General features: G+C 63.8%; 23 protein-coding genes. 5 read left to right on the forward strand and 18 right to left on the reverse strand.

Going from position 1 to position 21,534, the window contains the following annotated elements; all coding sequences use genetic code 11:
* The first annotated feature begins 1 nt into the window (after window position 1).
* From hemW to RMO95_RS11125, 3 genes are all read left to right on the forward strand, one after another.
* Window positions 2-1,258: a radical SAM family heme chaperone HemW gene (hemW, locus tag RMO95_RS11115; RefSeq protein ID WP_310450729.1), complete on the forward strand. Its 1,257-nt coding sequence runs from the start codon at window positions 2-4 to the stop codon at window positions 1,256-1,258.
* 215 nt (window positions 1,259-1,473) lie between these two features.
* Complete coding sequence (locus RMO95_RS11120; RefSeq protein ID WP_310450698.1) at window positions 1,474-2,403, forward strand: hypothetical protein; 930 nt, start codon at window positions 1,474-1,476, stop codon at window positions 2,401-2,403.
* 99 nt (window positions 2,404-2,502) lie between these two features.
* The gene (locus RMO95_RS11125) at window positions 2,503-3,312 is read left to right on the forward strand and encodes an ABC transporter ATP-binding protein (protein ID WP_310450699.1); all 810 of its coding nucleotides are present in this window, start codon (window positions 2,503-2,505) and stop codon (window positions 3,310-3,312) included.
* A gap of 84 nt (window positions 3,313-3,396) precedes the next feature.
* Here the strand turns inward: RMO95_RS11125 and RMO95_RS11130 are convergent, their stop codons facing one another.
* The 8 genes from RMO95_RS11130 to RMO95_RS11165 are packed head-to-tail and all read right to left on the reverse strand — an operon-like array spanning window position 3,397 to window position 9,244.
* On the reverse strand, window positions 3,397-4,557 hold the full coding sequence (locus RMO95_RS11130) for an NnrS family protein (RefSeq protein ID WP_310450700.1): 1,161 nt from the start codon (window positions 4,555-4,557) through the stop codon (window positions 3,397-3,399).
* The gene (locus RMO95_RS11135; RefSeq protein WP_310450701.1) at window positions 4,554-5,705 is read right to left on the reverse strand and encodes a GGDEF domain-containing protein; all 1,152 of its coding nucleotides are present in this window, start codon (window positions 5,703-5,705) and stop codon (window positions 4,554-4,556) included. Before RMO95_RS11135 ends, RMO95_RS11130 begins: the two co-directional genes overlap by 4 nt.
* A gap of 2 nt (window positions 5,706-5,707) precedes the next feature.
* A complete protein-coding gene (gene trmB, locus RMO95_RS11140) occupies window positions 5,708-6,427 on the reverse strand; it encodes a tRNA (guanosine(46)-N7)-methyltransferase TrmB (RefSeq protein ID WP_310450702.1) in 720 nt (239 codons plus the stop codon).
* Window positions 6,424-6,999 carry a hypothetical protein gene (locus RMO95_RS11145; RefSeq protein WP_310450703.1) on the reverse strand — a complete coding sequence of 192 codons (576 nt, stop codon included), beginning with the start codon at window positions 6,997-6,999 and terminating at the stop codon, window positions 6,424-6,426. The genes trmB and RMO95_RS11145 overlap by 4 nt, the downstream gene beginning before the upstream one ends.
* Window positions 6,996-7,817 (reverse strand): thiazole synthase, encoded by an 822-nt coding sequence (locus RMO95_RS11150; RefSeq protein ID WP_310450704.1) that lies wholly within the window; start codon window positions 7,815-7,817, stop codon window positions 6,996-6,998. The genes RMO95_RS11145 and RMO95_RS11150 overlap by 4 nt, the downstream gene beginning before the upstream one ends.
* Before the next feature lie 24 nt (window positions 7,818-7,841).
* A complete protein-coding gene (gene thiS / locus RMO95_RS11155; RefSeq protein ID WP_310450705.1) occupies window positions 7,842-8,042 on the reverse strand; it encodes a sulfur carrier protein ThiS in 201 nt (66 codons plus the stop codon).
* 9 nt (window positions 8,043-8,051) lie between these two features.
* Window positions 8,052-8,855, reverse strand: a complete 804-nt coding sequence (locus tag RMO95_RS11160) for an ABC transporter permease (RefSeq protein WP_310450706.1) — start codon at window positions 8,853-8,855, stop codon at window positions 8,052-8,054.
* A complete protein-coding gene (locus tag RMO95_RS11165; RefSeq protein WP_310450707.1) occupies window positions 8,852-9,244 on the reverse strand; it encodes a transcriptional regulator in 393 nt (130 codons plus the stop codon). The genes RMO95_RS11160 and RMO95_RS11165 overlap by 4 nt, the downstream gene beginning before the upstream one ends.
* A gap of 50 nt (window positions 9,245-9,294) precedes the next feature.
* Between RMO95_RS11165 and RMO95_RS23120 the strand changes: the two genes are divergently transcribed.
* Window positions 9,295-9,579, forward strand: coding sequence for an ORF6N domain-containing protein (locus RMO95_RS23120; RefSeq protein ID WP_409574943.1), 285 nt, complete (start codon window positions 9,295-9,297; stop codon window positions 9,577-9,579).
* A 126-nt stretch (window positions 9,580-9,705) separates the two neighbouring features.
* Here the strand turns inward: RMO95_RS23120 and RMO95_RS11170 are convergent, their stop codons facing one another.
* The 4 genes from RMO95_RS11170 to RMO95_RS11185 all read right to left on the reverse strand — a co-directional run bounded on the left by RMO95_RS11170 (window position 9,706) and on the right by RMO95_RS11185 (window position 14,327).
* Complete coding sequence (locus tag RMO95_RS11170; RefSeq protein ID WP_310450708.1) at window positions 9,706-10,770, reverse strand: tetratricopeptide repeat protein; 1,065 nt, start codon at window positions 10,768-10,770, stop codon at window positions 9,706-9,708.
* 124 nt (window positions 10,771-10,894) lie between these two features.
* Window positions 10,895-11,746, reverse strand: a complete 852-nt coding sequence (locus tag RMO95_RS11175) for a hypothetical protein (protein WP_310450709.1) — start codon at window positions 11,744-11,746, stop codon at window positions 10,895-10,897.
* A 351-nt stretch (window positions 11,747-12,097) separates the two neighbouring features.
* Complete coding sequence (locus RMO95_RS11180) at window positions 12,098-13,237, reverse strand: YhcG family protein (protein WP_310450710.1); 1,140 nt, start codon at window positions 13,235-13,237, stop codon at window positions 12,098-12,100.
* 178 nt (window positions 13,238-13,415) lie between these two features.
* Window positions 13,416-14,327: an ATP-binding cassette domain-containing protein gene (locus RMO95_RS11185; protein WP_310450711.1), complete on the reverse strand. Its 912-nt coding sequence runs from the start codon at window positions 14,325-14,327 to the stop codon at window positions 13,416-13,418.
* A 205-nt stretch (window positions 14,328-14,532) separates the two neighbouring features.
* Here RMO95_RS11185 and RMO95_RS11190 point away from each other — a divergent pair, with 205 nt between their 5' ends.
* Window positions 14,533-16,293 (forward strand): response regulator, encoded by a 1,761-nt coding sequence (locus RMO95_RS11190; protein ID WP_310450712.1) that lies wholly within the window; start codon window positions 14,533-14,535, stop codon window positions 16,291-16,293.
* Between the two features lie 137 nt (window positions 16,294-16,430).
* Here RMO95_RS11190 and RMO95_RS11195 read toward each other — a convergent pair whose 3' ends face one another.
* The 6 genes from RMO95_RS11195 to RMO95_RS11220 form a co-directional block, all read right to left on the reverse strand.
* The gene (locus RMO95_RS11195; RefSeq protein WP_310450713.1) at window positions 16,431-17,087 is read right to left on the reverse strand and encodes a CocE/NonD family hydrolase; all 657 of its coding nucleotides are present in this window, start codon (window positions 17,085-17,087) and stop codon (window positions 16,431-16,433) included.
* A 1-nt stretch (window position 17,088) separates the two neighbouring features.
* Window positions 17,089-17,397, reverse strand: coding sequence for a (2Fe-2S) ferredoxin domain-containing protein (locus RMO95_RS11200; protein WP_310450714.1), 309 nt, complete (start codon window positions 17,395-17,397; stop codon window positions 17,089-17,091).
* Between the two features lie 26 nt (window positions 17,398-17,423).
* The gene (locus RMO95_RS11205) at window positions 17,424-17,747 is read right to left on the reverse strand and encodes a nucleotide pyrophosphohydrolase (RefSeq protein WP_310450715.1); all 324 of its coding nucleotides are present in this window, start codon (window positions 17,745-17,747) and stop codon (window positions 17,424-17,426) included.
* Window positions 17,731-18,798: a VanZ family protein gene (locus tag RMO95_RS11210; protein ID WP_310450716.1), complete on the reverse strand. Its 1,068-nt coding sequence runs from the start codon at window positions 18,796-18,798 to the stop codon at window positions 17,731-17,733. The genes RMO95_RS11205 and RMO95_RS11210 overlap by 17 nt, the downstream gene beginning before the upstream one ends.
* Before the next feature lie 64 nt (window positions 18,799-18,862).
* The gene (locus RMO95_RS11215) at window positions 18,863-19,993 is read right to left on the reverse strand and encodes a trypsin-like peptidase domain-containing protein (RefSeq protein ID WP_310450717.1); all 1,131 of its coding nucleotides are present in this window, start codon (window positions 19,991-19,993) and stop codon (window positions 18,863-18,865) included.
* Between the two features lie 2 nt (window positions 19,994-19,995).
* Entirely contained in the window at window positions 19,996-21,492 is a 1,497-nt protein-coding gene (locus tag RMO95_RS11220; RefSeq protein WP_310450718.1) for a sodium:solute symporter family protein, read from the reverse strand.
* Window positions 21,493-21,534: the final 42 nt, after the last annotated feature.

The following is a 21,534-nucleotide window of genomic DNA, read 5'->3' on the forward strand; positions in this document are numbered from 1 at the left end:
CATGCCGCCGCCGCTGGCGCTGTATGTGCACTGGCCGTGGTGCGTGAAGAAATGCCCCTACTGCGATTTCAATTCGCACGAGAGCCGCGGCGGGATCGGTGACGAAAACGAGGCTGCCTACCTCGCCGCGCTGATCGCGGATCTCGAAGCCGCCCTGCCGCAGATCTGGAACCGGCCGGTGATCAGCGTCTTCATCGGCGGCGGCACGCCCAGCCTGATGCGCGCCGAAACGGCCGAGGCGCTGCTGGCCGCGATCCGCATGCGCCTGCCCTTGCACCCCGGCGCCGAGATCACGCTCGAAGCCAATCCCGGCACGGCCGAGGCGGCGAAGTTCGCCGCCTTCCGCGCCGCCGGCGTGACGCGGCTGTCGATCGGCGTGCAGAGCTTCGACGACGCCAAGCTGCAGGCGCTGGGGCGCATCCACGACAGCGCCGAAGCGCTGCGCGCGATCGAGATGGCGCAGCGGCACTTCGAGCGCGTCAATCTCGACCTGATGTATGCGCTGCCGCAACAGACCCTGGCCGCGGCCGAAGCCGACATCGCCGCGGCAATCCGCGCCGGGGTCGGCCACATCTCCGCCTACCACCTGACCCTGGAACCGAACACGCCGTTCCATCACGCGCCGCCGCCGCTGCCCGACGACGACCTGGCGGCCGACATGCAGGAAATGGTCGAAGCCCGCCTCGCCGCTGCCGGTTTCGGACATTACGAAACCTCGGCCTTCGCCAAGCTTGAGGGCCATCCCCCCGCCCCCCTTCCGGCGGAAGGGGGTGACGGCGGTTCGCCGTCCGCGGACGGCTCCATGCTGTTGGCACGAGCCGCCTTGGGGCGGCCCGGCGACGGCGCCGACCATCGCTGCCGGCACAACCTCAACTACTGGACCTTCGGCGATTACCTCGGCATAGGCGCCGGCGCGCACGGCAAGCTGTCGAACCATGAGACGATCTGGCGCGAGGCACGCCACCGCAATCCGCGCGCCTATCTCGCCGGCGCCGCGCGCGGCGACTTCATCAGCACCCGCCAGACCATCGCCGGCGCCGATCTGCCCGGCGAATTCATGATGAATGCGTTGCGCCTGAACCAGGGCTTCCCGCCCGCACTATTCACCGAACGCACCGGCCTGCCGCTGACTGCGATCGAAGAGTCGGCGCTGGCGGCACGGCGCGCCGGGCTGCTGGAGACCGCGGACGGCCTGCTGCGGCCGACCTTGCGCGGCAGGCGTTTCCTCAATCGGCTGCTGGGGTGTTTTCTGGCCTAGCCGTCGGCAGGCTGTATGCGCAGAGGCCTGATGTCGCCCATCTGCGACACCAACCGGCATTCAAAAACAGCGGCTTGCCCCCGGCTGCGGAAATCCTGTCGTTGATTGGCTACAGGTCGCGAGCAAGGTCTTTTTGCAAGCGTCTGATTTTCATGTTCTTCCTCTACTGGCACCGGGCTTGCATTAACCCAGGCTTGCTTGACCAAGGAGAAAACATGTTGCCGAAGACTTCATCCGTACATTTCCTGAGCGGCCTGGGCCATATTGCCAGCCACGCCGTCATCACCCTGCTGGCGCTTGGCATTGCGTTCTCGGTGCCGACCGCGGCCAGTTACGTCCTGTTCAACTGGTGGCCGAAAGTGGAAGGCGATGCGCAGGCGCTGTTGTACACGGAACTGGGTTTCGCCGCGGTGCTGGTGCTGCTGTTCAATCTCGTCAAGATTGCCTGGGATTTCCGCAGCCAGGCGCGCATGAGCAACATTGCCTCGCTGATCTATGCCAGGGAGAGCGACGACTGGCTGGCGCGTTGGGGCAAGGAACAGCAGTTCCGCCGCCTGCCGTGGAAGCGCGATGTCAACATCATGGCCGTGACCGGCTACGGCACCTTCGCCGCCCCCGCCAGCCCGCTGCGCGACGTGCTGCAGGAGTACTACGAAATCCGCGTCATGCTGCTCAATCCCGACGGTCCGGGCGCCGTCGCCTACGCGGCGGCGCATGCCGATCCGGCGGCCGCCCTGGCGCAACTGCGCCAGGAAGTTCGCGGCAGCATCGACGGCCTGCGGCAATTGCGCGCGGCCGGCAAGAACGTCACTGTCAGGTTCTACGACACGCCGCCGTTCTGGAAGCTCATCTTCACCGGCGAATATGTCTGGGTCCGCTGTTGCCACAACAGCCGCGATACGGACAAATTTCCCGAATACGTATTCGCGCTGCAGCCGACCAGGCCCAATCGGGGCTTCTTCCCCGCCTTCTATACCTATTTCCTCAACAGCTGGAACAATGCCATCCATGCGGAATATATGTTCGACACCGACGAACTGGTGTACCGGGACGTCCAGGGCACCGAAATGCGCCGCGAAACCTTTCCGCAACAGGCGGCAAACGAAGTCGACATCCAGCCCGGACTCAGCGTCTGCGCGCGCTGACCCATGGAAGCGACCGCCTGGCCGCAATCCGGCCGCCGCGATGTGTGTCACCATAACGACCTGCGATCGACCGCGATCGGCAAGCAAGGAAGCGACAGCGTGAATGACCTATCCGAGAACCTGATCGAAATCGAGGACCTGTACTTTGCCTATGGCGCAAACCAGGTGCTCAAGGGCATCCGGCTCGCCGTGCCGCGCGGCAAGGTGGTCGGCATCCTCGGCGTCAGCGGCGCCGGCAAGAGCACCATCCTCAAGCTGATCGGCGGCCAGTTGCGTCCGGACCGCGGGCGGGTCCGCGTCGATGGCCGCGTGGTGCACGAACTCGACGACAAGGGGCTCTACGACATGCGTCGCGACATGGGCATGATGTTCCAGGCCGGCGGCCTGTTCAGCGACATCTCGGTGTACGACAACATCGCCTTTCCGATGCGCGAGCTGACCGACCTGCCCGAAGACCTGATCCACACCCTGGTGCTGATGAAGCTGCATGCCGTCGGCCTGCGCGGTTCCAGCGGCCTGATGCCCAACGAACTATCCGGCGGCATGGCGCGGCGCGTGGCGCTGGCGCGGGCGATCGCCCTCGATCCGATGCTGACCATGTACGACGAACCCTTCGCCGGCCTGGATCCGATTTCGCTCAACGTGATCGCCGAGCTGATCCGCCGCCTCAACGACGCCCTCGGCGCCACCTCGATCGTTGTCACCTACGATGTCTCGGAAACCCTCAAGGTGGTCGACTATGCCTGCTTCATCCACGGCGGCGTGGTCGTCGCCGCCGGCACGCCGGACGAACTGCTGAACTCGGACAATCCCTCGGTGCACCAGTTCATCCACGCCGAACCCGACGGCCCGGTGGCCTTCCACTACCCGCGCGAGCCCTACGGCAGCGACCTCAATCTGGGCCGGTAAATCTAGCCACCGCTGCAAACTTCCGGCCGCCTGCCGCCATCGAAGAGTTGGCGCTGGCGGTACGGCGAGTTGCGGCCGCGGACCCTAATGCTCCTTGCCGTCGACCCGGGCTTGCAGCAGGAAAGGGATCAGGCGCCAGGCGAGGATGCCGAAGCCGCCCAGCCAGCCGCAGGCGGCCAACGCCAGCCAGAGTGCATAGGCTTGCGGATGGAATTGCGGCGCGACGACGCGCAGCAGGAAGGCGGCGATCATCAGCCACAGCACGAGCTTGTCGCCGGCATCGAAGACGACCTTGCGGCCGGTGTGGCCCTTGGCGATGCGGATCAGCATGGCCGGAATGATCAGGCCCATGACGCCGAGGCCGAACACATGCATCGAGAAGGCGCCGACCCAGGCCGGCGGCGCGACCCGGCCGAGGAACTCGGCCAGCAGTTGCAGCACGATGGCGGCATAGCCCAGGTACATGATGCCGAGGTCGAGCCGGCGCAGCGCCAGTTGCGGCTTCCAGAACGCCAGCCGGCCGGCCAACAGCAGCGCCAGCAGCAGCGATAGCCCGGCGGTCAGCCAGGGCGGCAGCAGGCCGGCGCCGACCAGGGTCAGGGCGAGCAGCTTGATGCTGCGGTCGAGCGCCGCATGGCGCAGGATGTCGACCTGGAAGATGCCCTTCATGAACTGCGTCAGGGTGCGCTCCAGCATCACCAGGAAGGCGACGCGGAACAGGCCGGTGGCCATGAGGACGCCGGCCTGGAAATAGTCGGCGCTCAGCATCAAGGCCTTGGCCAGCAGGAAGACGGGCAGGATCAGCAGGAAGAAATAGTTGTCGCGATAGCTGTCGGTCTTGCGGTGGTGGATCAGCGTCCATAGCAGCATGGCGATGATGGCGGCGAGAAACAAATTGTTCGATAGGCGGAACAGCAGGGCCGGCCAGTGGCCGCCGAAGCCCATGCCGACGCGCTCGAACAGCCAGGCCGCGACCAGCAACAAAAGCGGCGCACCGTGATAGCCGCGGATCTGCACCCAGTTCTTGGTCGAGGTCAGCAGAAAGCCGCCGAGCACGGCCCAGCCGAAGCCGAAGAACATTTCGTGGGCATGCCATTGCACTGCCGTGAACGCGGCGGCGGGCGCCGGCAGGATGCCGAGATAGATCATCACCCAGAGCGGCGGCAGGCTGAGCCCAGCGAGGCAGGCCAGCGCGAAGAAGGGCCGAAAGCCGACCAGCCAGAGCGGGTGTGACGCGAAGCTCATTGCGTTGGCGGCGCGATTGCCTCGACGCGATTGCGGCCCTTGTTCTTGGCCTGATACAGCGCGGCATCGGCTCGGGCTATGATTCCATCGAGGTCCGCGTCGGCAGCAGCGGTGGTGGTGACGCCTGTGCTGACGCGGTAGGGCGGCAGGCCCCGGTCGTCGGCTTCGATCTCGGCCCGAATCCGTTCGGCGACAATGCGAGCTTCGTCCAGCGAAGTCTCCGGCAGCAGGGCGACGAACTCCTCGCCGCCGAACCGGCCCAGGCTGTCCGGGCGCCGCAACTGGGAGGCCACGCGCGCCGCGAAATCCTTCAATACCTGGTCGCCCTTCAGGTGTCCGTGGCTGTCGTTGATCGTCTTGAAGTGGTCCAGATCCATCATCAGCAGCGACATGGCGCGACCCTTGCGCCGGCCGCGTTCCAGTTCCTGGCCACAGGCGTCGAGCAGGGCGCGGCGCGTCAGAACCCCCGTCAGCGAATCATGGCTGGCCAGGTGCTCGAATTCGGCGCGCAGCTTGTCGGTTGCCATCAAGACCACGCCGATGGTGATCATCAGTATGCATAAGGCGTAGATGGTAAACAGCACGGTTTGTACCGGCGAGAGCAGCAACAGCTTGTCATCCGCCGGCGCGCCAAGCGCCCAGGCGAAGCGGTACACCTGCGCCAAGGTCAGGATCAGCAGCGACGAGGCAGTCAGGTAAGTGGCAAGACTGCGGGCGCCGTGACGCACCAGCAGCCGCAGATGGGCAAACGAGATCAGGCTCATGACAAGGGCCATCATCAGCACGCGGTTTCCGTAGTGCGTCTCGACCCGGGTCCACACCAGCACGGCTGCGGCGGCGAGAATCACGGCGCCCCACAGCCGCAGCGATGGTGGCAGCCCGAAAAAACGCTGGCTGCCAAAATACAGCAGTGCCAAACCGACGAGCAGAATCACGTTGCCGACGATCACCGATAAGAAGTCCGGAATCATGCCGCGCGCGCCGAGCAGCAGGGTCGAGACAAAAATGAGAGCCGGGGCCGTCGCCCATTCGGTGAGCCCGCCGATCGATGGCGGGTAGTTGCGCCGCAGGAAGTACAGCACCACCGACATCAGCATGGACATGATCCCGCCCAGCAGAATAATGCTGCGTGGATCGAGATTGAGCATGCTCAGGACTTGCGGCGAAACACCACGTCCCAGACGCCATGGCCGAGCTTCAGGCCGCGCGTTTCGAACTTGGTCTGCGGCCGGTAGGGCGGGCGCGGCGTGAAGCCGTTGGCCATGTTCAGCAGCAGGGGCTCGGCGCTCAGCACCTCCAGCATCTGCCGGGCGTAATCCTCCCAGTCCGTGGCGCAATGCAGGTAGCCGTTGGGCGCCAGCCGCGTGGCCAGCAGCCCGACGAAATCGGGCTGGATCAGGCGGCGCTTCTGCTGGCGCTTTTTCGGCCAGGGGTCGGGAAAGAAAACATGGATGCCGGAAAGCGATCCGGGCGCGATCATGTCGCGCAGCACCTCCACCGCGTCGTGCTGGATCACCCGCAGGTTGGCCAGTTCGCGCGTGGCGATTTCCTTCAGCAGGCTGCCGACGCCGGGCGTGTGCACCTCGATGCCGAGATAGTCGTTCTGCGGATGCTGTGCGGCGATGGTCGCCGTGGTCTCGCCCATGCCGCAGCCGATTTCCAGAATCCGCGGCGCGGCGCGGCCGAATATTGCATCGAGATCGAGCGGCATCGATTGATAGGGGATGCCCCAGCGCGGCATGCCTTCTTCGTGGAAGCGCCGCTGGGCATCGGAGACGCGGCCCTGGCGCAGGACGAAGCTGCGGATGTGGCTGGCGCGGCGCTCGGTGGCCGCGGTTTCGTCCGCGGTTTCGTCTTCGCTCTGGCTCATTGGGCGGGCGCTGGAAGAGTTGGCGCTGGCGGTACGGCGACGATGTCCGGCAGGGTCTCCGCCTCGACCGTACCGGTCAGCAGTTTGTCGAGCGCATAACGCGGCCGGGCGATCGCCTCCGGCAGGCTGGCGCAGGCGGCGTGCAGGGTCACTTCGCTCAATGCCGGCTGGATGTTGTCGATCAGATTCAGGGCACGCGACAGATCGGGCCACCGCGCCTCGCCGGCACGCGGCCCGAAATAGTAGTCGGCCAGGTCGTGCACGATGGTTTCGATCGCCTTGGCCTGTTTCGCGTGCCAGGCGGCGTAGGCATCCTGGATCGGTTCCGAATGCGCCGGCAGGTCGAGGCAGGCGGCGGCCAGCAGCGACAGCCCGTGCGCCAGGCCGAACAGGCGCTGGCGTAGCAGTATCTCGGGCTGGTCGTGCGCATAGCCGCTACGCCCGGCAAGGACCGTAAGCCGAGCCTGGGTTTCGGCCGGCGTCGCCGCGTTTGCTGCGGCGGGCGGCGCATCCGCGGCCTGCGCAATTCCCAGCGCCGCCGCGCACAGGGCGCCGACGAGCAAACGCCTCACTTGCTGCCCTGGTCGCCGTTTTGGCCGCTGTTTTGGCCAATCAGCCCGCCGCTGGGTGAACTGGGCGTCGCGGCGTAATACTTCTTCGGCATGCGCCCGGCGCGATAGGCTTCGCGCCCGGCCTCGACCGCCTTCTTCATGGCGCCGGCCATCAGCACCGGATCCTGCGCGCCGGCGATCGCGGTATTCATCAACACGCCATCGCAGCCCAGCTCCATCGCGATCGCCGCGTCCGAGGCGGTGCCGACGCCGGCATCGACCAACACCGGCACCTTCGATTGCTCGATGATCAGCTTGAGGTTCCACGGATTGAGGATGCCCATGCCGGAACCGATGAGCGAGGCCAGCGGCATGATCGCGACGCAGCCGATGTCTTCCAGCATGCGCGCCTGGATCGGATCGTCGGCGCAATACACCATGACCTGGAAGCCGTCCTTGACCAGGGTCGCGGCGGCCTTGAGGGTTTCCGGCATGTTGGGGAACAGGGTCTGCGGATCGCCCAGCACTTCGAGCTTGACCAGCGCATGGCCGTCGAGCAGTTCGCGCGCCAGGCGCAGGGTGCGCACCGCATCGTCGGCCGTGTAGCAGCCGGCGGTGTTGGGCAGGATGGTGAATTGCGCGGGCGGCAGCACTTCCAGCAGCGAGGGCTGGCCCGGCTCCTGGCCGATGTTGGTGCGGCGGATGGCGACCGTGACGATCTCGGCGCCCGAGGCGTCGATCGCGGCGCGCGTTTGCGCGAAATCCTGGTACTTGCCGGTGCCGACCAGCAGGCGCGATTGATAGGCCTTGCCGGCGATGAGCAGACGATCTGTGTTCATGGTTTGCGGATCCTGGGGAAGCGTTCAGCCGCCGCCGACGGCGACGACGATTTCAATGCGGTCGCCCGCGGCAAGCAGGGTTTCGGCGTGCCGGCTTTTCGCCACGATCTCGCCGTTGCGTTCCACCGCGACGCGTTTACCCGCGAGGCCGCGGGCATCGAGCAAGGCAGCGATGGAGAGCGGCGCCGGCAATTGCTGCGGCTCGCCGTTGAGAATGATGTTCATGCGGCAATTTTACTTCAGCAGACGGCGCCGGATCAGCGTCAGCGCGATCCAGAAGGCAATCGCGGCGACCGCCAGCAGGGCCGCGACGTGGCCGACGATGCCGGCCGGAATCTCGCCGAACAAGAGCGGCCGCACCAGCGCCACGGCATGCGTCAGCGGCAGCCAGGCGGCTACCGCCTGCACCAGCGGCGGCAACTGGTCGGGCGGAAAGAACACGCCGCACAGCAGCACCATGGGCGTGATGAACAGCGTGAAGTAATACATGAAGAAATCGTAGGACGGCGCCAGCGCGGTGACGATCAGGCCCAGCGCGGCGAAGGCCAGGCCGGTCAGAAAGATCACCGGCAGCGCCCACAGCGCCAGCGGCGAGGCGACCAGGCCCAGCACCGCGATGACGACCAGGATCGCGGTGCCCGACAGCGTGGCCTTGGCCGCCGCCCAGAGCAGTTCGCCGGCCATCACGTCTTCCAGCGTCACCGGCGCGTTCATGATCGCCTCCCAGGTGCGCTGCACGTGCATGCGCGAGAACGCCGAGTAGAGCGCCTCGAAGGAGGCCGCGTTCATGGTCGAGGCGCAGACCGTGCCGGCGGCGAGAAAGGCGATGTAGGAGACGCCGTTGATCTGCGGCAACAGCCCGCCGAGACCATAGCCGAGGCCGAACAGGTAGATCATCGGGTCCGCCAGATTGCCCAGCAGCGAAGGAATCGCCAGCTTCTTCCAGACCAGGAAATTGCGCCGCCAGACGGCGAAGGCGCGCAGCGAGAGTTGCGGTAGCGAAAGCAGTCGTGTGCTCGCGTAAGTGTTGGCTGTCATGCCGCTTCGAGTTCCCCGGCTTCCCGGCGCAGCCGGTAGGGCTTGATCAATACCTCGGCCGGCAAATGCAGGCCATCGGCGAGGCGACGGATCATTTCCAGCGTCAGGGGCCGGGTGCGGTTCAGGATGTCAGCGACGCGGCCACGCGGCCCGATGAAGGCCTCCAGATCCTTGCGCGTCAGATCGCGGCTTTCCATCACATGGCCGAGGAATTCGATGGGATCGGGATCGGCGATCGGGAAGTGCTGCCGCTCATAGCGCTCGACCAGCATGGTCAGCACGTCGAGCCGGTCGGCCGCGGCCGACTTCGCCGGCGCGTCCCACAGCCGCTCGACCTCGGCCAGCGCCGCTTGGTATTCCTTCTTGCTGCGGATGGGCTTGAGTTCCATGGCGGTCTCCTAAATCGTTTCCACGCTTATTTTGTCGTATTGCCGCTGCCTTGGCGGTCGAGGCCATTACCAGCCGCATCGTCATTCTGCGTGGTCAAAGGGTGATTGTCGACGCCGATCTGGCTGCGCTCTATGGGGTCCCGACGAAGCGTCTCGACGAGCAGGTGCGGCGCAATGCGGAACGTTTCCCTGCGGATTTCATGTTTGCGCTCTCGCAGGAGGAGTGGGACGCTTTAAGGTCGCAATTTGCGACCTTAAAGACAGGGACGCGGCCAGCACCGCAAGTACGCGATGGACGTCACATACACAGATTTCATGGATCGTCCCATTGGTGACGGGATGAAGACGCCGAACGTTCAAAATCACCGGCCTGCGCGGCTTTTCGCGCAGCGTCCCCTGCACCGCCGGGTTATGCGGCGCGACATTGAGCAAAAGGAATCCGGCACATCGGTGGGGGCATCTCATTGCTTCACGAGCCCCGGAATATCTTTTCCTACTTGCTCCGAAGAGAAGTGAGCCCCACCAAGTCCATCCGCAGAAAACTTGACTCTTACGGTTCCCGTCCGATTGCATCCTCGATATGTCCAGTCTTCCTCCCACTCGCCAGCGACAAGATAGGAGTGCTCATAACTAGGCACCTTGCTCGGTAGGTACGTTGCACCGCTCAGGGGCTTGGCAATTGCGATTGATGTCAGTTCGGGGGCGGCAGACTTAATTGCTTCCTTGCTCTCTTGAAGCCCGCACGTTTTTAGCATGGCAGCAAACATCTGTGAAACTTGTGCATCGTAGAACAACTGGGGAGTGGTAAGGCTTTGGCCCAGGCCATTTATGTGGCGCGCAACTTTCTCATAGTTCTGCAATGCCTTGTACGTGTGCTGAGGAATCTTGCTGGTGAGCTTCAGCATACGTTCCCGATTGTTGTCGCCTACGGTGCCGCCAAATGCAATTGCAAGAGTGAGAATCGCAAGAGGATAGCCTTTGTCGGAAGAGCGATAGAGCGAGTCTTGGGCCTCTACATCCAGAACTCGATCAGACAACGGTCGGGAGGACAGCTTTTGGTATTTTGTCTGGTCTGCTTTCCCGCTGGCATCAAGATAGCTAAGAGAGGTGGCCTTTAGAAAGGCATGCAAGAAGAACATCCCTTCCGGATCGCCCAATTGCGCCGATTGGCGAGCGTATGCGAGTGCCTTTTCAGGATTTTTCGGAACACCATCTCCCCGTGCGTAAATCTGAGCAAGCTTAGCGAATGACCCAAGTACCCCGCCCTGAGCGGCCTTTTCATACCAAGCCGCCGCCTCGGATGGACTAGCGGCTACACCCAAGCCACCTTGATACATTGCGCCTAGCAGGAAGCACGCGCGTGCGTCTCCCGTTGCAGCGGCCTGACGTGCTTCAGTAATTGCTTTTGGGTAGTCTTTGGCTCGATACGCACCCAGGGCATCTTCAAATCCAGCAACGGCACTGAGCGGATAGAAAAGGACGCATCCGATCAAAAGAAGCGTTCTTACTAGATTGGTTCCAATCATCTAAATCTCCACAAAAGTTCACTTGCTAATTCGGACTTGAGGACCTCAACAGCATATTGGTGCCGCATAACGTGGAGTTGAGGCGCCTGCGCGGCTTTTCGCGCAGGTCGCCTCGAACGTAGTGTTAGGGCTCATGACGGCTTCGCTCCAGAACGTCCCGTACGCGAAGCGACGGAGCTAGAGGGCGACAATCTTTCCGTACAGCAAACCTAATTTCTACATTCTTACCTTTTGCCTCGAACACAAGTCGCCGGATGTCTTTTGCATTATGCAAATAGAAAGGCAGTACCGAATCGACAACAGAAAGGCCATTCTCTAGAAATTCGTCCACTTCTTCGGGACTGGGATTTGTATGGATGATGTCAATCTCAATTGGCGTACCTTCAACTTCCAGAAGGACACTAAAGGAAAGTAGCCGTTCTCCTTTTTCTTGCTTAGGCCGTGAAAACAGTGCTGCAAGTCTCGGCTTAACAAGCTTCCAACCGTCCGAGCCGATTTCTTTGAGGAAGCCGCTAGCGATGCCGCCAAGTACAAACGCTCCAGCAATAGTAACCAAGCTAATTGGGTCGGCCGCCTTCTTCATATCGTATTGAGGCGGATTGCGAAAAACTTCAGAGATGGTCGCTATATCTGCTTGGTCCTCAGGTGATCGGTGAGTCCAGTCGTGTGAAATGAGCAAGCCGTCAGCTCGATGTCTTCGGATGACAATTTCTCTCGTGTCACTTGCCGGGATGGGCTCATCGTTTTCTTCAAATAGCTCCAAGATCGCAACTGCTTCAAACTCCCCGTCATCGCGCGGCCGCACAAACCCGGAAGACATTCGGCCGAGTGGAGGCTCACGCGGGTCGTGTTCGACTCCAATTGGAATTAGAGACTTGGACATGCAGTCAACGATGTCTTCCAACGCTTCGCGAGTCATTTGCTCGCCTTGCGTGTCGACGAGTGTTGTTGCAATTACACCTTCAGCTCGTTTCATGTGCGTGACCTCATGAGTCCTAACGTGATGTCGCCGGCGAAACGGCAAGCAAATCGAATACGTGACGCTCGCATATCCCGGCACGTTTTTCAAACGGGTTGTCGTCTATAGCGGTTCCTGGGTGCGGGGGCATCATATTGTCGTGTATGCAGTTTCTTTGGAATCAGGAAGGCTGGCACATCGAGCGCGGCTGGATTCGGCAGGCTTCGGTCGTCACGTCATCGCCATTTACATTCAGGATACCTATTCGGCAAATCGAGGTCCAGCCTCGATTGCCGCCGTTCCGCCGTTCCGCCGTTCCGCCGTGCCGCCAGCGCCAACTCTTGCGTCGCTACGCTGAACCGGTGTGGATCAGTTCGCGCGGCGTGCCTCCAGTTCCCGTCGCGATCGTTCGAGTTCCTTGGCGATCAGCTTCTCGTCGGGCAGCACGGTCTGGTATTCGGCGGCGAGCACCTTGTTGGGCAGGTTGTCGAGCGCGTAGTGCGCCTCGGCCGTGCCCTTGTCGGCACAGAGAATGAGGCCTACCGGCGGGTTTTCGCCGGGCTTCATCCAGTGCTCGCGGGCGTAGTTGAGGTAGAGGTGCATCTGGCCGGCGTCGGCGTAGCTGAAGCGGCCGGCCTTGAGGTCGATGATCACCAGGCAGCGCAGGCGGCGGTGGAAGAAAACCAGGTCGACGCGGAACCATGCATCGTCGATGCGCAACCGTCGCTGGCGGCCGAGGAAAGCGAAATCGTCGCCCAGTTCCAGCAGGAAGTCGGCGAGGCGCTGGATAAGCGCCTCTTCCAGATCGTTCTCGGAGTATTCGTCCTTGAGGTCAAGGAACTCCAGCACGAAGGGGTCCTTGATGGCCTCCTCCGGAGTCATCGGGTCCTGCGGCTCGACCTTCTTCAGCATGGCGGTCTTGTTCTTCGACAGGGCGATGCGCTCATAGAACTGGCTGCCGATCTGGCGATTCAGTTGGCGCACCGACCAGCCACAGCGCAACGCCTCGGTTTCATAGAAGGCGCGGGCTGCCTCGCTTTTCACGGCCAGGAGCTGGACGTAGGCCGACCAGGGGAGCGGAAAGCGGGCGGCGAGCGTGGCGAGATCGGGCAATTGTGCAGGTGGTGTCTGCGCAATTGCCTTGACTGCCGATTTGCCAGACGCTGTCTGATGAATCGGGAGGGCGAATTCATCAGACAGTGTCTGATGAATTCGGTCGGATGGCCAGCAGAGGTAAAAGTTGCGCATCTGCTGGAGATTGATCACGCCGAAACCTCGCCCGAATCTGGCCGTAAGATCTGCCGACAGGCGTTTGAGCAACTGCTGTCCATAACCCGCACGGCCCTTGCCGCCCTGTTCGAATTCGACGATGCGCCGGCCGATTTCCCAATAGCTGGCGGTCATTAGGGCGTTGACGCTGCGGGCGGCGGCGCGTCGCGCGGCTTCGAGCAGGTCGACGATGCCGGTATGGATGTCGCCGTAGGCGGTGGGTATCGTGGATTTCGTCACGGTGCGGTTTCGTTCACCAGGATGATCAATCGGTAAAGCAACATGCATTTTGCAAGCCGGTGTCATTCTACTGCGGACGCAGCGGGCGCTCCCTTATTAGCGCAGGCTGCGACAATCCAGTCCACTACCGTGTGCATGGAGCTGGCCGCGTCGCCGTGTCACCAGCGCCAACTCTTGCTCAGTCCCGCAATTCCCTGCCGGTCAGCTTGAGGAACACGTCTTCCAGGTTCGCCGGGCGGTGCAGGGTGCGCAAGTTGGGCCAGGCGGCGAGGTGGGCGAGCAGTGGGACGGCGTCCTCGACATAGCAGAAGGCGGTTTCGCCGCTGACTTCGACGCGGCGCGAAAAGGCCTGCGCTTCACGCTCGGCCCAGCCCGGTGCATCCTCGCCATAGACCTCGACCACCTGCGGCTCGATCTGCTGACGGATCAGTTCGCGCGGCGCGCCTTCGGCGACCATCCTGCCGTCGTCGATGATGGCCAGGCGCTGGCAGAGGCGCTCGGCCTCGTCCATGAAGTGGGTCGTCAGCAGGATGGTCTTGCCCTGCGCCTGCAGGCGCTTCAAGCGTTCCCAGATGAGGTGGCGCGCCTGCGGGTCGAGGCCGGTGGTGGGTTCGTCGAGCAGCAGCAGTTCGGGGTCGTTGACCAGCGCGCGGGCCAGCGTCAGGCGCCGCTTCATGCCGCCGGACAGGGTGCGGATGTTGGCCTCTTCCTTGCCTGTGAGGCCGGCGAAATCGAGCAACTCGCCGATCCGCGGCCGGATTTCGCCGTCGGCCATGCCGAAGTAGCGGCCATAGACGATCAGGTTTTCGGCGGCGGTGAAGTCGGGGTCGAGGTTGTCGAACTGCGGCACCACGCCGATCTTCATGCGCGCTTCGCGGGCCCGCGCCGGCACCGGTTCGCCGACCAGCATTATGTCGCCGGAATCGGGCCTGGTGAGGCCGAGGCAGCAGCGCAGCGTGGTGGTCTTGCCGGCGCCGTTGGGGCCGAGCAGGCCGTAGCATTCGCCGCGCTGCAGCTCGAAGTTGAGCCCGGCGACCACTTCGCGGCCATCGTAGGACTTGCGCAGCGCGGCGACACGCAAGGGACTCATGGATGACCAGGCACGCGGCGCACTGCAGACTCCTCCGGACGAGGCCGAAATTCTAACAGGCCGCGCCGGGTTTCCAGGCTGCGCCGCAAGGCCGCGGCTCCACCGGTGCAGCCCCGTCATGACGAAAAACGCGCAAAATAGCCGCGAGTGTTTTGCCGGCGGCAATGCGTCGCGGCAGCTCTCCATGCATGGAGTCGAATCGGCAATGCCCGAATTGTTTGGCGCGGATGATCTGTTGAACCTGTTGGATGGCGACATGCCGGGCGAAGGCAATTCGACGGCGGCGCAGCAGCGGCCGTCGCCGCCGCCGCAGCCCTGTCCGTACGAGTCGCTCAGCTATCTGCTGATCGAGGACTCGCAGACCATGCGGGTCTGGCTGCGCAATACCATCGTCAATGCCGGCGGCAGCAAGATCGACGTCTCCGACAGCTACCACGATGCGCTATATCGCATCCGCACCCGCGGCAATTACGACGTGGTGCTGTGCGATTACATCCTTTCCGACACGCGCGACGGCCAGCAGTTGCTGGAGGAAGTGCGGCGGCAGAAACTGCTGCCGCGATCGACCATCTGGATCATGATCACCGGCGAGCGCAAGTACGAACAGGTGTTCTCGGCCGTCGAATTGGCGCCCGACGACTACCTGATCAAGCCGATCTCGCCGGAGATGCTGCACGAGCGCCTGGGCCGGGCCTGGGATCAGCGCCAGGTCATGAAGGGCGCGACCGATCTTTACGATGCCGGGCAGTTCGAGCAGGCGCTAACGCTGTGCCGCAGCGAATCGCTGCATCATCCGCGCCACGTCGCGGGCTTCCAGCGCATCGCCGGCGACTGCATGATGCAGATGGAGCACTACCAGGAGGCCTACGACCATTTCGAATCCATACTCGAAGTCCGGCCGCGCCTGCCGTGGGCCAAGCTGGGCAAGGCCAAGGCCTTCTTCCATCTCGATCGCTACGACGAAACCGCAGCGATCATCGAGGAACTGATCCACGACAATCCGGACTACCTGCATGCCCACGACCTGCTGGCCAGGGTGCATGAACGCAAGGGCGATCTCGAGGCCACCAAGGCGCTGCTCAAGCTGGTGCTGCAGAAGAATCCGAAGTCATTGACGCGGCAGCGCGAGATTGCGCGCATCGCGATCGCCACCGACGACCTGCAGACCGCCGTCGATGCCTACGGCCTGATGCATCTGCACGGTCGCGGATCGAGCTTCGTGCGGCCGGGAGATTTTTGCAGCTATGCCGCGATGCTGATCAGGAGCGGCAGCAAGGGGGCGCTGGACCGGCTGGACGGGCTCGCCGGCAATCTGTCCGATTTCCACAAGAACGACCCCGCCTACAACCTTTCCAGCAAGACGGTTTCCTATGCGACGGCGGTGACCAAGGGCGATCAGCAGGCCACGGCGAAGACCTACAAGGAGATGATGCAGACGCTCGAAGCGGCCAAGGCCAACGACCTCGAAGTCGATCGCGAGCAGTCGATGTTCATGCTCGAAGCCGCCGTCACGATGGGCGACGAGCAGACGGCATGCAACATGGCCAAGGCGCTTTACGACGACCATATCGGCAACCAGTCGATCGAGGATCGCATCAAGCAGATGATGGCCAGCGGCGGCTGGACGGAACAGGCGACGCAGATCGCCGCAGGCGCCACCGAGAATCTGCGGCAGATGAACGTCGCCGCCGCCGACATGGCCAAGCATGGCCGGCTGCTGGATGCGGTGGAAGAGTTTTCGCGGCTCGCCGAGGCCAACAAGAATGTGGCGGTGCATCTCAATGCCGCGACCTGCATCGTCAAATGCTTCGAGGAAGCCGCCGCGGGAAAATTGACGATGGATGTCGGCACCAGCAAGCGTCTCAACAACCGCATGCAGGGCTACATGAACTTCGTCAGCCTGCGCGACGCCGGCAATCACCGCCTGGAGCAGATACGCAAGGCCTGGGACGCCGCGCCGCACTAGGCGGCACGGGCGCGCGCCGCCTAGTGGTCAGTCAACAAGGAAAAGGCGCATTTCCTGTAGGAGCGAGCTTGCTCGCGATAAGCCGTTGTCGCGAGCAAGCTCGCTCCTGCATCCATCGGTTTCAACATGCCCGCTTACTAGTGCCAGGCGCGCTGGATGATGTCGCGGATCAGATGCAGGCGGCGGTGGAAGAAATGGTCGGCGCCGGGAACCACCACCACCGGGATCTCCAGTGGCTGGGCCCAGGCCAGCACGTTGTCGAGGCGCACGGTCTGGTCGGCGGAGCCGTGGATCACCAGCGTGTCGGCGGTTACTGCTTCGGTGTCGTAAGTGCGCGCACCTTCGACGAAGCCGGCGGCGGTGCCGACCAGCACCAGCCAGCGCGCCGGGTCGCCGGCCGCGGCGAGGCGCTTGGCCAGGCGCGTGGTGACGTAGGCGCCGAAGGAAAAACCGGCCAGGTAGAGCGGCAGCGCGGCGCCGGATGGCGTCAATACGCCGGCATAGCGGGCGCGCGCCCAGTCGTGTACCGCCAGCACGTCATCGGTCTCGGCATCGCCGTGGTCGTGTTCCCCCTCGCTGCCGCCGACGCCGCGAAAGCTCGGCCGCAACGTGATGCAGCCGCGCTCGCGGAATGCGCGTGCCAGGGTGGTGACGACCTTGTTGTCGGCGGTGCCGCCGAACAGCGGATGCGGATGCGCGATCAGGGCGATGCCCTGCGGGTTTTCGTGTTCCTCGACGAAGACCTCGATCTTGCCGTCGGGTCCGTCGATCAGGACTCTTTCGTGCCGCGACACTTCAGATCTTCAGGCGCTCGACGACGCGGCCGTGCACCAGGTGTTCGTCGATGATCTCGTCGATGTCTTCCTTATCGACGTAGGTGTACCAGACGGCCTCGGGATAGATCACCATGACCGGCCCCTCTTCGCAGCGGTCGAGGCAGCCGGCGGCATTGATGCGCACATTGCCCGGCAATTTCTTGCCCAGCGCCTTGACCTTGTCCTTGGCGTAGGCGCGCATGTCGCCGGCGCCGTGATTGTTGCAGCAGGTTTCGCCGGGCGCGCGCTGGTTGGTGCAGAAGAACACGTGGTGCTTGAAATAGCTCATGGGACGGACTCTGGGCAAAGAAACGATTATAGGGGCGGCGGGTATTTGACCGCGTTCTTGACGATCTTGGCGCGCGCCGCGGCGATCGGGTCGATGCCGAGCACGTCGGCCAGTTCGGTCAGGTAGATCAGCACGTCGGCGATTTCGTCGGCGACCTCGGCGCGTTTTTCGGGCGCGAGATCGAGGCTTTCCTCGGGTGTGGCCCACTGGAAATGCTCGACCAGTTCCGCCGCCTCGACGCTGAGCGCCATGACGAGGTTCTTCGGCGTGTGGTAGCGATGCCAGTCGCGTGCGGCGCAAAAAGCCCGCAGCGCATCGCGCAGGGTGGTGAGGTCAGTAATCGGGTTCATTTTTTTTCGGACGGTAGGTCATCAGCCAGGGCAGGACAAGGAAGGGCCACAACGAGGAGATCAGGCGCGTGAGGCCGTTGAAATTCAGGAACTGGCCGGGGTTCCAGATCTGCAGCATGTTCTGCAGGTAGGGGTTCTCCGGCGCGACATTGACCATGACGGTGGTCAGCAGCAGCGCCAGCGACGCCACGGCGCGTTGCGGCGGAAAGCTGAGGAAGGACGCGCTCCACCATAGCACCAGTCCGATGCCGATACCGAGGCTGTTGCCCGGTGTGATCCAGCCCAGCGCCGCCGCCGGCCCCATCAGCAAGGCGTGGGTGGCTGTCTTGATCAGCAGGGCGCCGAGCAGGAGGCCGAGGGTCAGGGCGCGGGCGTGGCGGCGCAGCAACATTGAAATGACCAGTCCCGCGGCCAGCAGGCCGGCGGCGGCGATGAAGGTTTCCAGATCGACGAAGCGTTCCGCCAGGAAAGGCTGCACCGGCGGCAGGCCGAGCATCTGGCGCAGGTTGCCGCTGCCGAACAGCAGCGACTCGGGCGATAGTTGGCTGATCAGCCAGGCGGCCACCAGCAGCACGCCGATGTCGACCCCGTAGCCGTTCATCATGAGCCGGCGGCGCAGGCCGGCAAGCCGTCCTTCGTCGAGCACGCGGGCGCCCCATAGCGCGCCGAGCCAGCCGCCGAGCATGGCGCCGGTGGCATTGCAGGCGAGATCCAGATTGGACGGCACGCGGTTGGGCAGGTAGTTCTGCAGCAGTTCCATGGACAGGCTCAGTGCGCTGCCCAGCAGGGCGGTCAGCAGCCAGGCCGGCAACGGCGCCAGTTGTCGGCGCCAGGCGGCGGCACAGAGGAAGCCGAAGGGCAGATAGGCGATCAGGTTGGTCGCCAGGTCGAAGCCGGTGTAGTAGCGCGGCCATGTCGCACCGAGGAAGCTCGACGGGTCGCCGCCGCTGTCGTGCCAGTCGGCCAGCGGATACAGGCTGGCGTAGATGATCAGCAGCACGTAGCTGCCGGTCAGGTAAAGCGTCAGGTGGGTGCGCGTGCCGTTTGCCACAGTCCCGATTCTGCCGCCTTCGCCGCCGCGTAACAAGGCCGCGGCCCCTTGTCCTGTCGCGGCGCTACCAGTGCCGCTTGAGGTTGCTCAGGTAGTTGGGCGGGAAGGCGTCGATCGCGATCGGGGTTTGCGTCAGCACTTTGCGCGCCGTCTCGGCGGTGAGCGACAGGCAAAAGCTGCGGTCCGCCGGACCGCCCGAGGTCAGGCCTACCAGGCGGCCTTCGGTGTCGACCAGCGGGCCGCCGGAGACGCCCACGTCGCAGTGATTGGAGGAAACCAGGTAGTTCTGGCTGCCGCGCATGATGACCCCGAGCAGCCTGCCTGCCGAAAATATCAGGCGGCCGTCGGCGAAGCCGATGTTGAAAATCGGCGTTCCCTTCGCCAATTGGCCGGCTTCGCCCATGGCGGCCGGCTTGCCGTTGAGGCCGGGCGCATGTACGACGCAGGCATCTTCCGTGATGAGGAAGGCGGCCTCGGTGATGCGGGTTTTCGCGCCGGTGATCGCATTGACGGCGAACAGCGGTCCCTTGAGCACGTTGGGCGCGATGACGTGGCAATTGGTCAGCAGGCGGTCGGCATCGATCGCCACGCCGGTGCCGAAGCCGGCGCCGCCGATGATCAGGTAGGTCGAGTCGGCGATCTTCATCAGCGTCGCGGCATGCGGCGCCTCCGAGACCGGGTGCGGCGGGTTCTCCCGCGGGGCCGTCGTCGGGGCCGTTTGGGTTGTCGGCGCCGACGGTGCCGGAGGCGGTGCCATTGCGGGCGCGGCGGGCAGCAGGGCGGCGATGTCCTCGGCGACGGGTGGCTCCGCCTTGGCCACCGCAGGGGGTGCCAAGGCTTGCGGCGCCTTGGTCGGGGCGACTGGCGCGCTTGCCGTGAAATGGCGCCAGAGCGGATAGGCCGCAGCGAGTATCGCCAGCAAGGCAAAGGCCGGCCAGCGCGAGCGTGCCGGCGGCGGCACCGCCACCGCGGCTTGTCGCCTGTCGCGCTGGCGGCGGTCGTAACCCGCGCGCTGGCGTCTGTCGTTCAGTACGTTGCGGGCATCCTGCAGGATGGCGAGCCGGTTGTGCTTTTCCTCGCCATCCGGTTCCCGCTCGAGCGCCTGCCGGAGTTCTTCGAAAGCCTGGCGGATCTCCTCGGCGGATGCCTTGTCGCTGAGACCCAGGAGTTCGTAGAGCGACTGCTTTTCAGTCATGCTCAGTGCCGGTGTTCTGGCTCGGCATGGTGCGTCTGCGCTGCCGCGTGGTGATGCAGTATCGCGTGCGGGTCGTGGCCCGGCAGGTGGTGGCCGACCCATTGCGGCAGCAGCGAGCCGGCGACCATGCCCACGATCGAGACGCCGAGCCCGATCAGTTGCGGCGGCACCAGGCTTGCCTCGCCGATCAGTACTTCGATCAGGATCCAGGTCACGAGGCCGCCGAAAATTGCCGCCAGTGCGCCCTGCGTGGTGGAGCGACGCCACAGGATGCCGAATACCAGCGGTACGAAGGCGCCGGCCAGGGTGATCTTGTAGGCGTTCTCGACCATCTTGAAGATCGAGGCGTCGTTATACAGCGCAAATGCCAGGACCATGCCGGCGAAAGACACCAGCGAGACGCGCATCACCCGGAGAAACTGGTGGTCGCCCATGTTCGGGAAAAAGCCGCGCACTACGTTCTCGGAGAATGTGACGGAAGGTGCCAGGAGCGTCGCCGATGCGGTGCTCATGATGGCCGACAGCACGGCGCCGTAGAACAGCACCTGGGCGAACAGCGGCGTGTAACTCTTGATCAGCGTCGGGATGATGAGTTCAGCATTCTTCTCCAGCAGGCTGCCAAAGGTGGCCGGATCGATCAGCGTTGCCGAGTAGGCGATGAACATCGGCACGAAGGTGAAGCAGAAATACAGCGAGGCGCCCGCTACCGAGCCCCACAACGCGATCCTTGCGCTTTTGGCCGAAGTTATGCGCTGGAACACGTCCTGCTGCGGGATCGAGCCGAACATCATGGTTATCCCGGTGCCGATGAAGGTCAGCCACAGCCATGGATCGGCCGGCGGGAAGAAGGAGAACTTGCCGGCGGCGCTGGCGTGGTCGATTACCGCCGTGGCGCCACCGCCAACTTTGCCGCTGACCATCCAGGCGACGAACAGCAGGCCGCCGAGCATGACGATCATTTGCACGAAATCGAGGATTGCCACCGAGAACATGCCGCCGAATACGGTATAGGTCAGCACCAGAACCGTACCCAGCACCATGCCCGTTTCCACGTCGACGGCGCCGTCGGTGACGGCGAAAAACAGCAAGCCCAGCGCCTTGATCTGCGCCGCCACCCAGCCCAGGTAGGAAATCACGATGCATAGCGTGGTCAGCACTTCGACCGTGCGGTTGTAGCGCATGCGGTAGAAGTCGCCCAGGGTGATGATGTTGAGCTTGTAGAGATAGCGGGAAAACAGGATGCCGGCGAGGATCAGGCACATCGAGGAGCCGAAGGGGTCGGCCACCACGCCGCCGAGTCCCTCCTTGAGGAAGGTGCCGGAAATGCCGAATATCGATTCGGCGCCGAACCAGGTGGCGAACACCGTTGCCATCACGATGGGCAGCGGCAGGCTGCGGCCGGCGACGGCGAAATCGCGGGCGTTATGTACGCGGGTGGCGGCGAACAGTCCGATGCCGACCGACACCATCAGATAAAGAATGACGAACCAGAGCAGCATCGGAAATCCTCGCCAGACAAATTAGCCGCTTTCAACGCAGAG

The organism is Sulfuritalea sp. (assembly GCF_031426875.1).
In the GTDB taxonomy this organism is placed as follows: domain Bacteria; phylum Pseudomonadota; class Gammaproteobacteria; order Burkholderiales; family Rhodocyclaceae; genus Sulfuritalea.

Coding starts and splice junctions, on each gene's coding strand:
- hemW (WP_310450729.1), top strand. CDS start 2: ATGCCGCCGCCGCTGGCGCTGTATGTGCACTGGCCGTGGTGCGTGAAG.
- RMO95_RS11215 (WP_310450717.1), bottom strand. CDS start 19,993: ATGACTGAAAAGCAGTCGCTCTACGAACTCCTGGGTCTCAGCGACAAG.
- RMO95_RS11185 (WP_310450711.1), bottom strand. CDS start 14,327: ATGAGTCCCTTGCGTGTCGCCGCGCTGCGCAAGTCCTACGATGGCCGC.
- RMO95_RS11165 (WP_310450707.1), bottom strand. CDS start 9,244: ATGGAACTCAAGCCCATCCGCAGCAAGAAGGAATACCAAGCGGCGCTG.
- RMO95_RS11175 (WP_310450709.1), bottom strand. CDS start 11,746: ATGAAACGAGCTGAAGGTGTAATTGCAACAACACTCGTCGACACGCAA.
- RMO95_RS11170 (WP_310450708.1), bottom strand. CDS start 10,770: ATGATTGGAACCAATCTAGTAAGAACGCTTCTTTTGATCGGATGCGTC.
- trmB (WP_310450702.1), bottom strand. CDS start 6,427: ATGAGCCAGAGCGAAGACGAAACCGCGGACGAAACCGCGGCCACCGAG.
- RMO95_RS11190 (WP_310450712.1), top strand. CDS start 14,533: ATGCCCGAATTGTTTGGCGCGGATGATCTGTTGAACCTGTTGGATGGC.
- RMO95_RS11135 (WP_310450701.1), bottom strand. CDS start 5,705: ATGCTCAATCTCGATCCACGCAGCATTATTCTGCTGGGCGGGATCATG.
- RMO95_RS11160 (WP_310450706.1), bottom strand. CDS start 8,855: ATGACAGCCAACACTTACGCGAGCACACGACTGCTTTCGCTACCGCAA.
- thiS (WP_310450705.1), bottom strand. CDS start 8,042: ATGAACATCATTCTCAACGGCGAGCCGCAGCAATTGCCGGCGCCGCTC.
- RMO95_RS11200 (WP_310450714.1), bottom strand. CDS start 17,397: ATGAGCTATTTCAAGCACCACGTGTTCTTCTGCACCAACCAGCGCGCG.
- RMO95_RS11120 (WP_310450698.1), top strand. CDS start 1,474: ATGTTGCCGAAGACTTCATCCGTACATTTCCTGAGCGGCCTGGGCCAT.
- RMO95_RS11150 (WP_310450704.1), bottom strand. CDS start 7,817: ATGAACACAGATCGTCTGCTCATCGCCGGCAAGGCCTATCAATCGCGC.
- RMO95_RS11205 (WP_310450715.1), bottom strand. CDS start 17,747: ATGAACCCGATTACTGACCTCACCACCCTGCGCGATGCGCTGCGGGCT.
- RMO95_RS11130 (WP_310450700.1), bottom strand. CDS start 4,557: ATGAGCTTCGCGTCACACCCGCTCTGGCTGGTCGGCTTTCGGCCCTTC.
- RMO95_RS11220 (WP_310450718.1), bottom strand. CDS start 21,492: ATGCTGCTCTGGTTCGTCATTCTTTATCTGATGGTGTCGGTCGGCATC.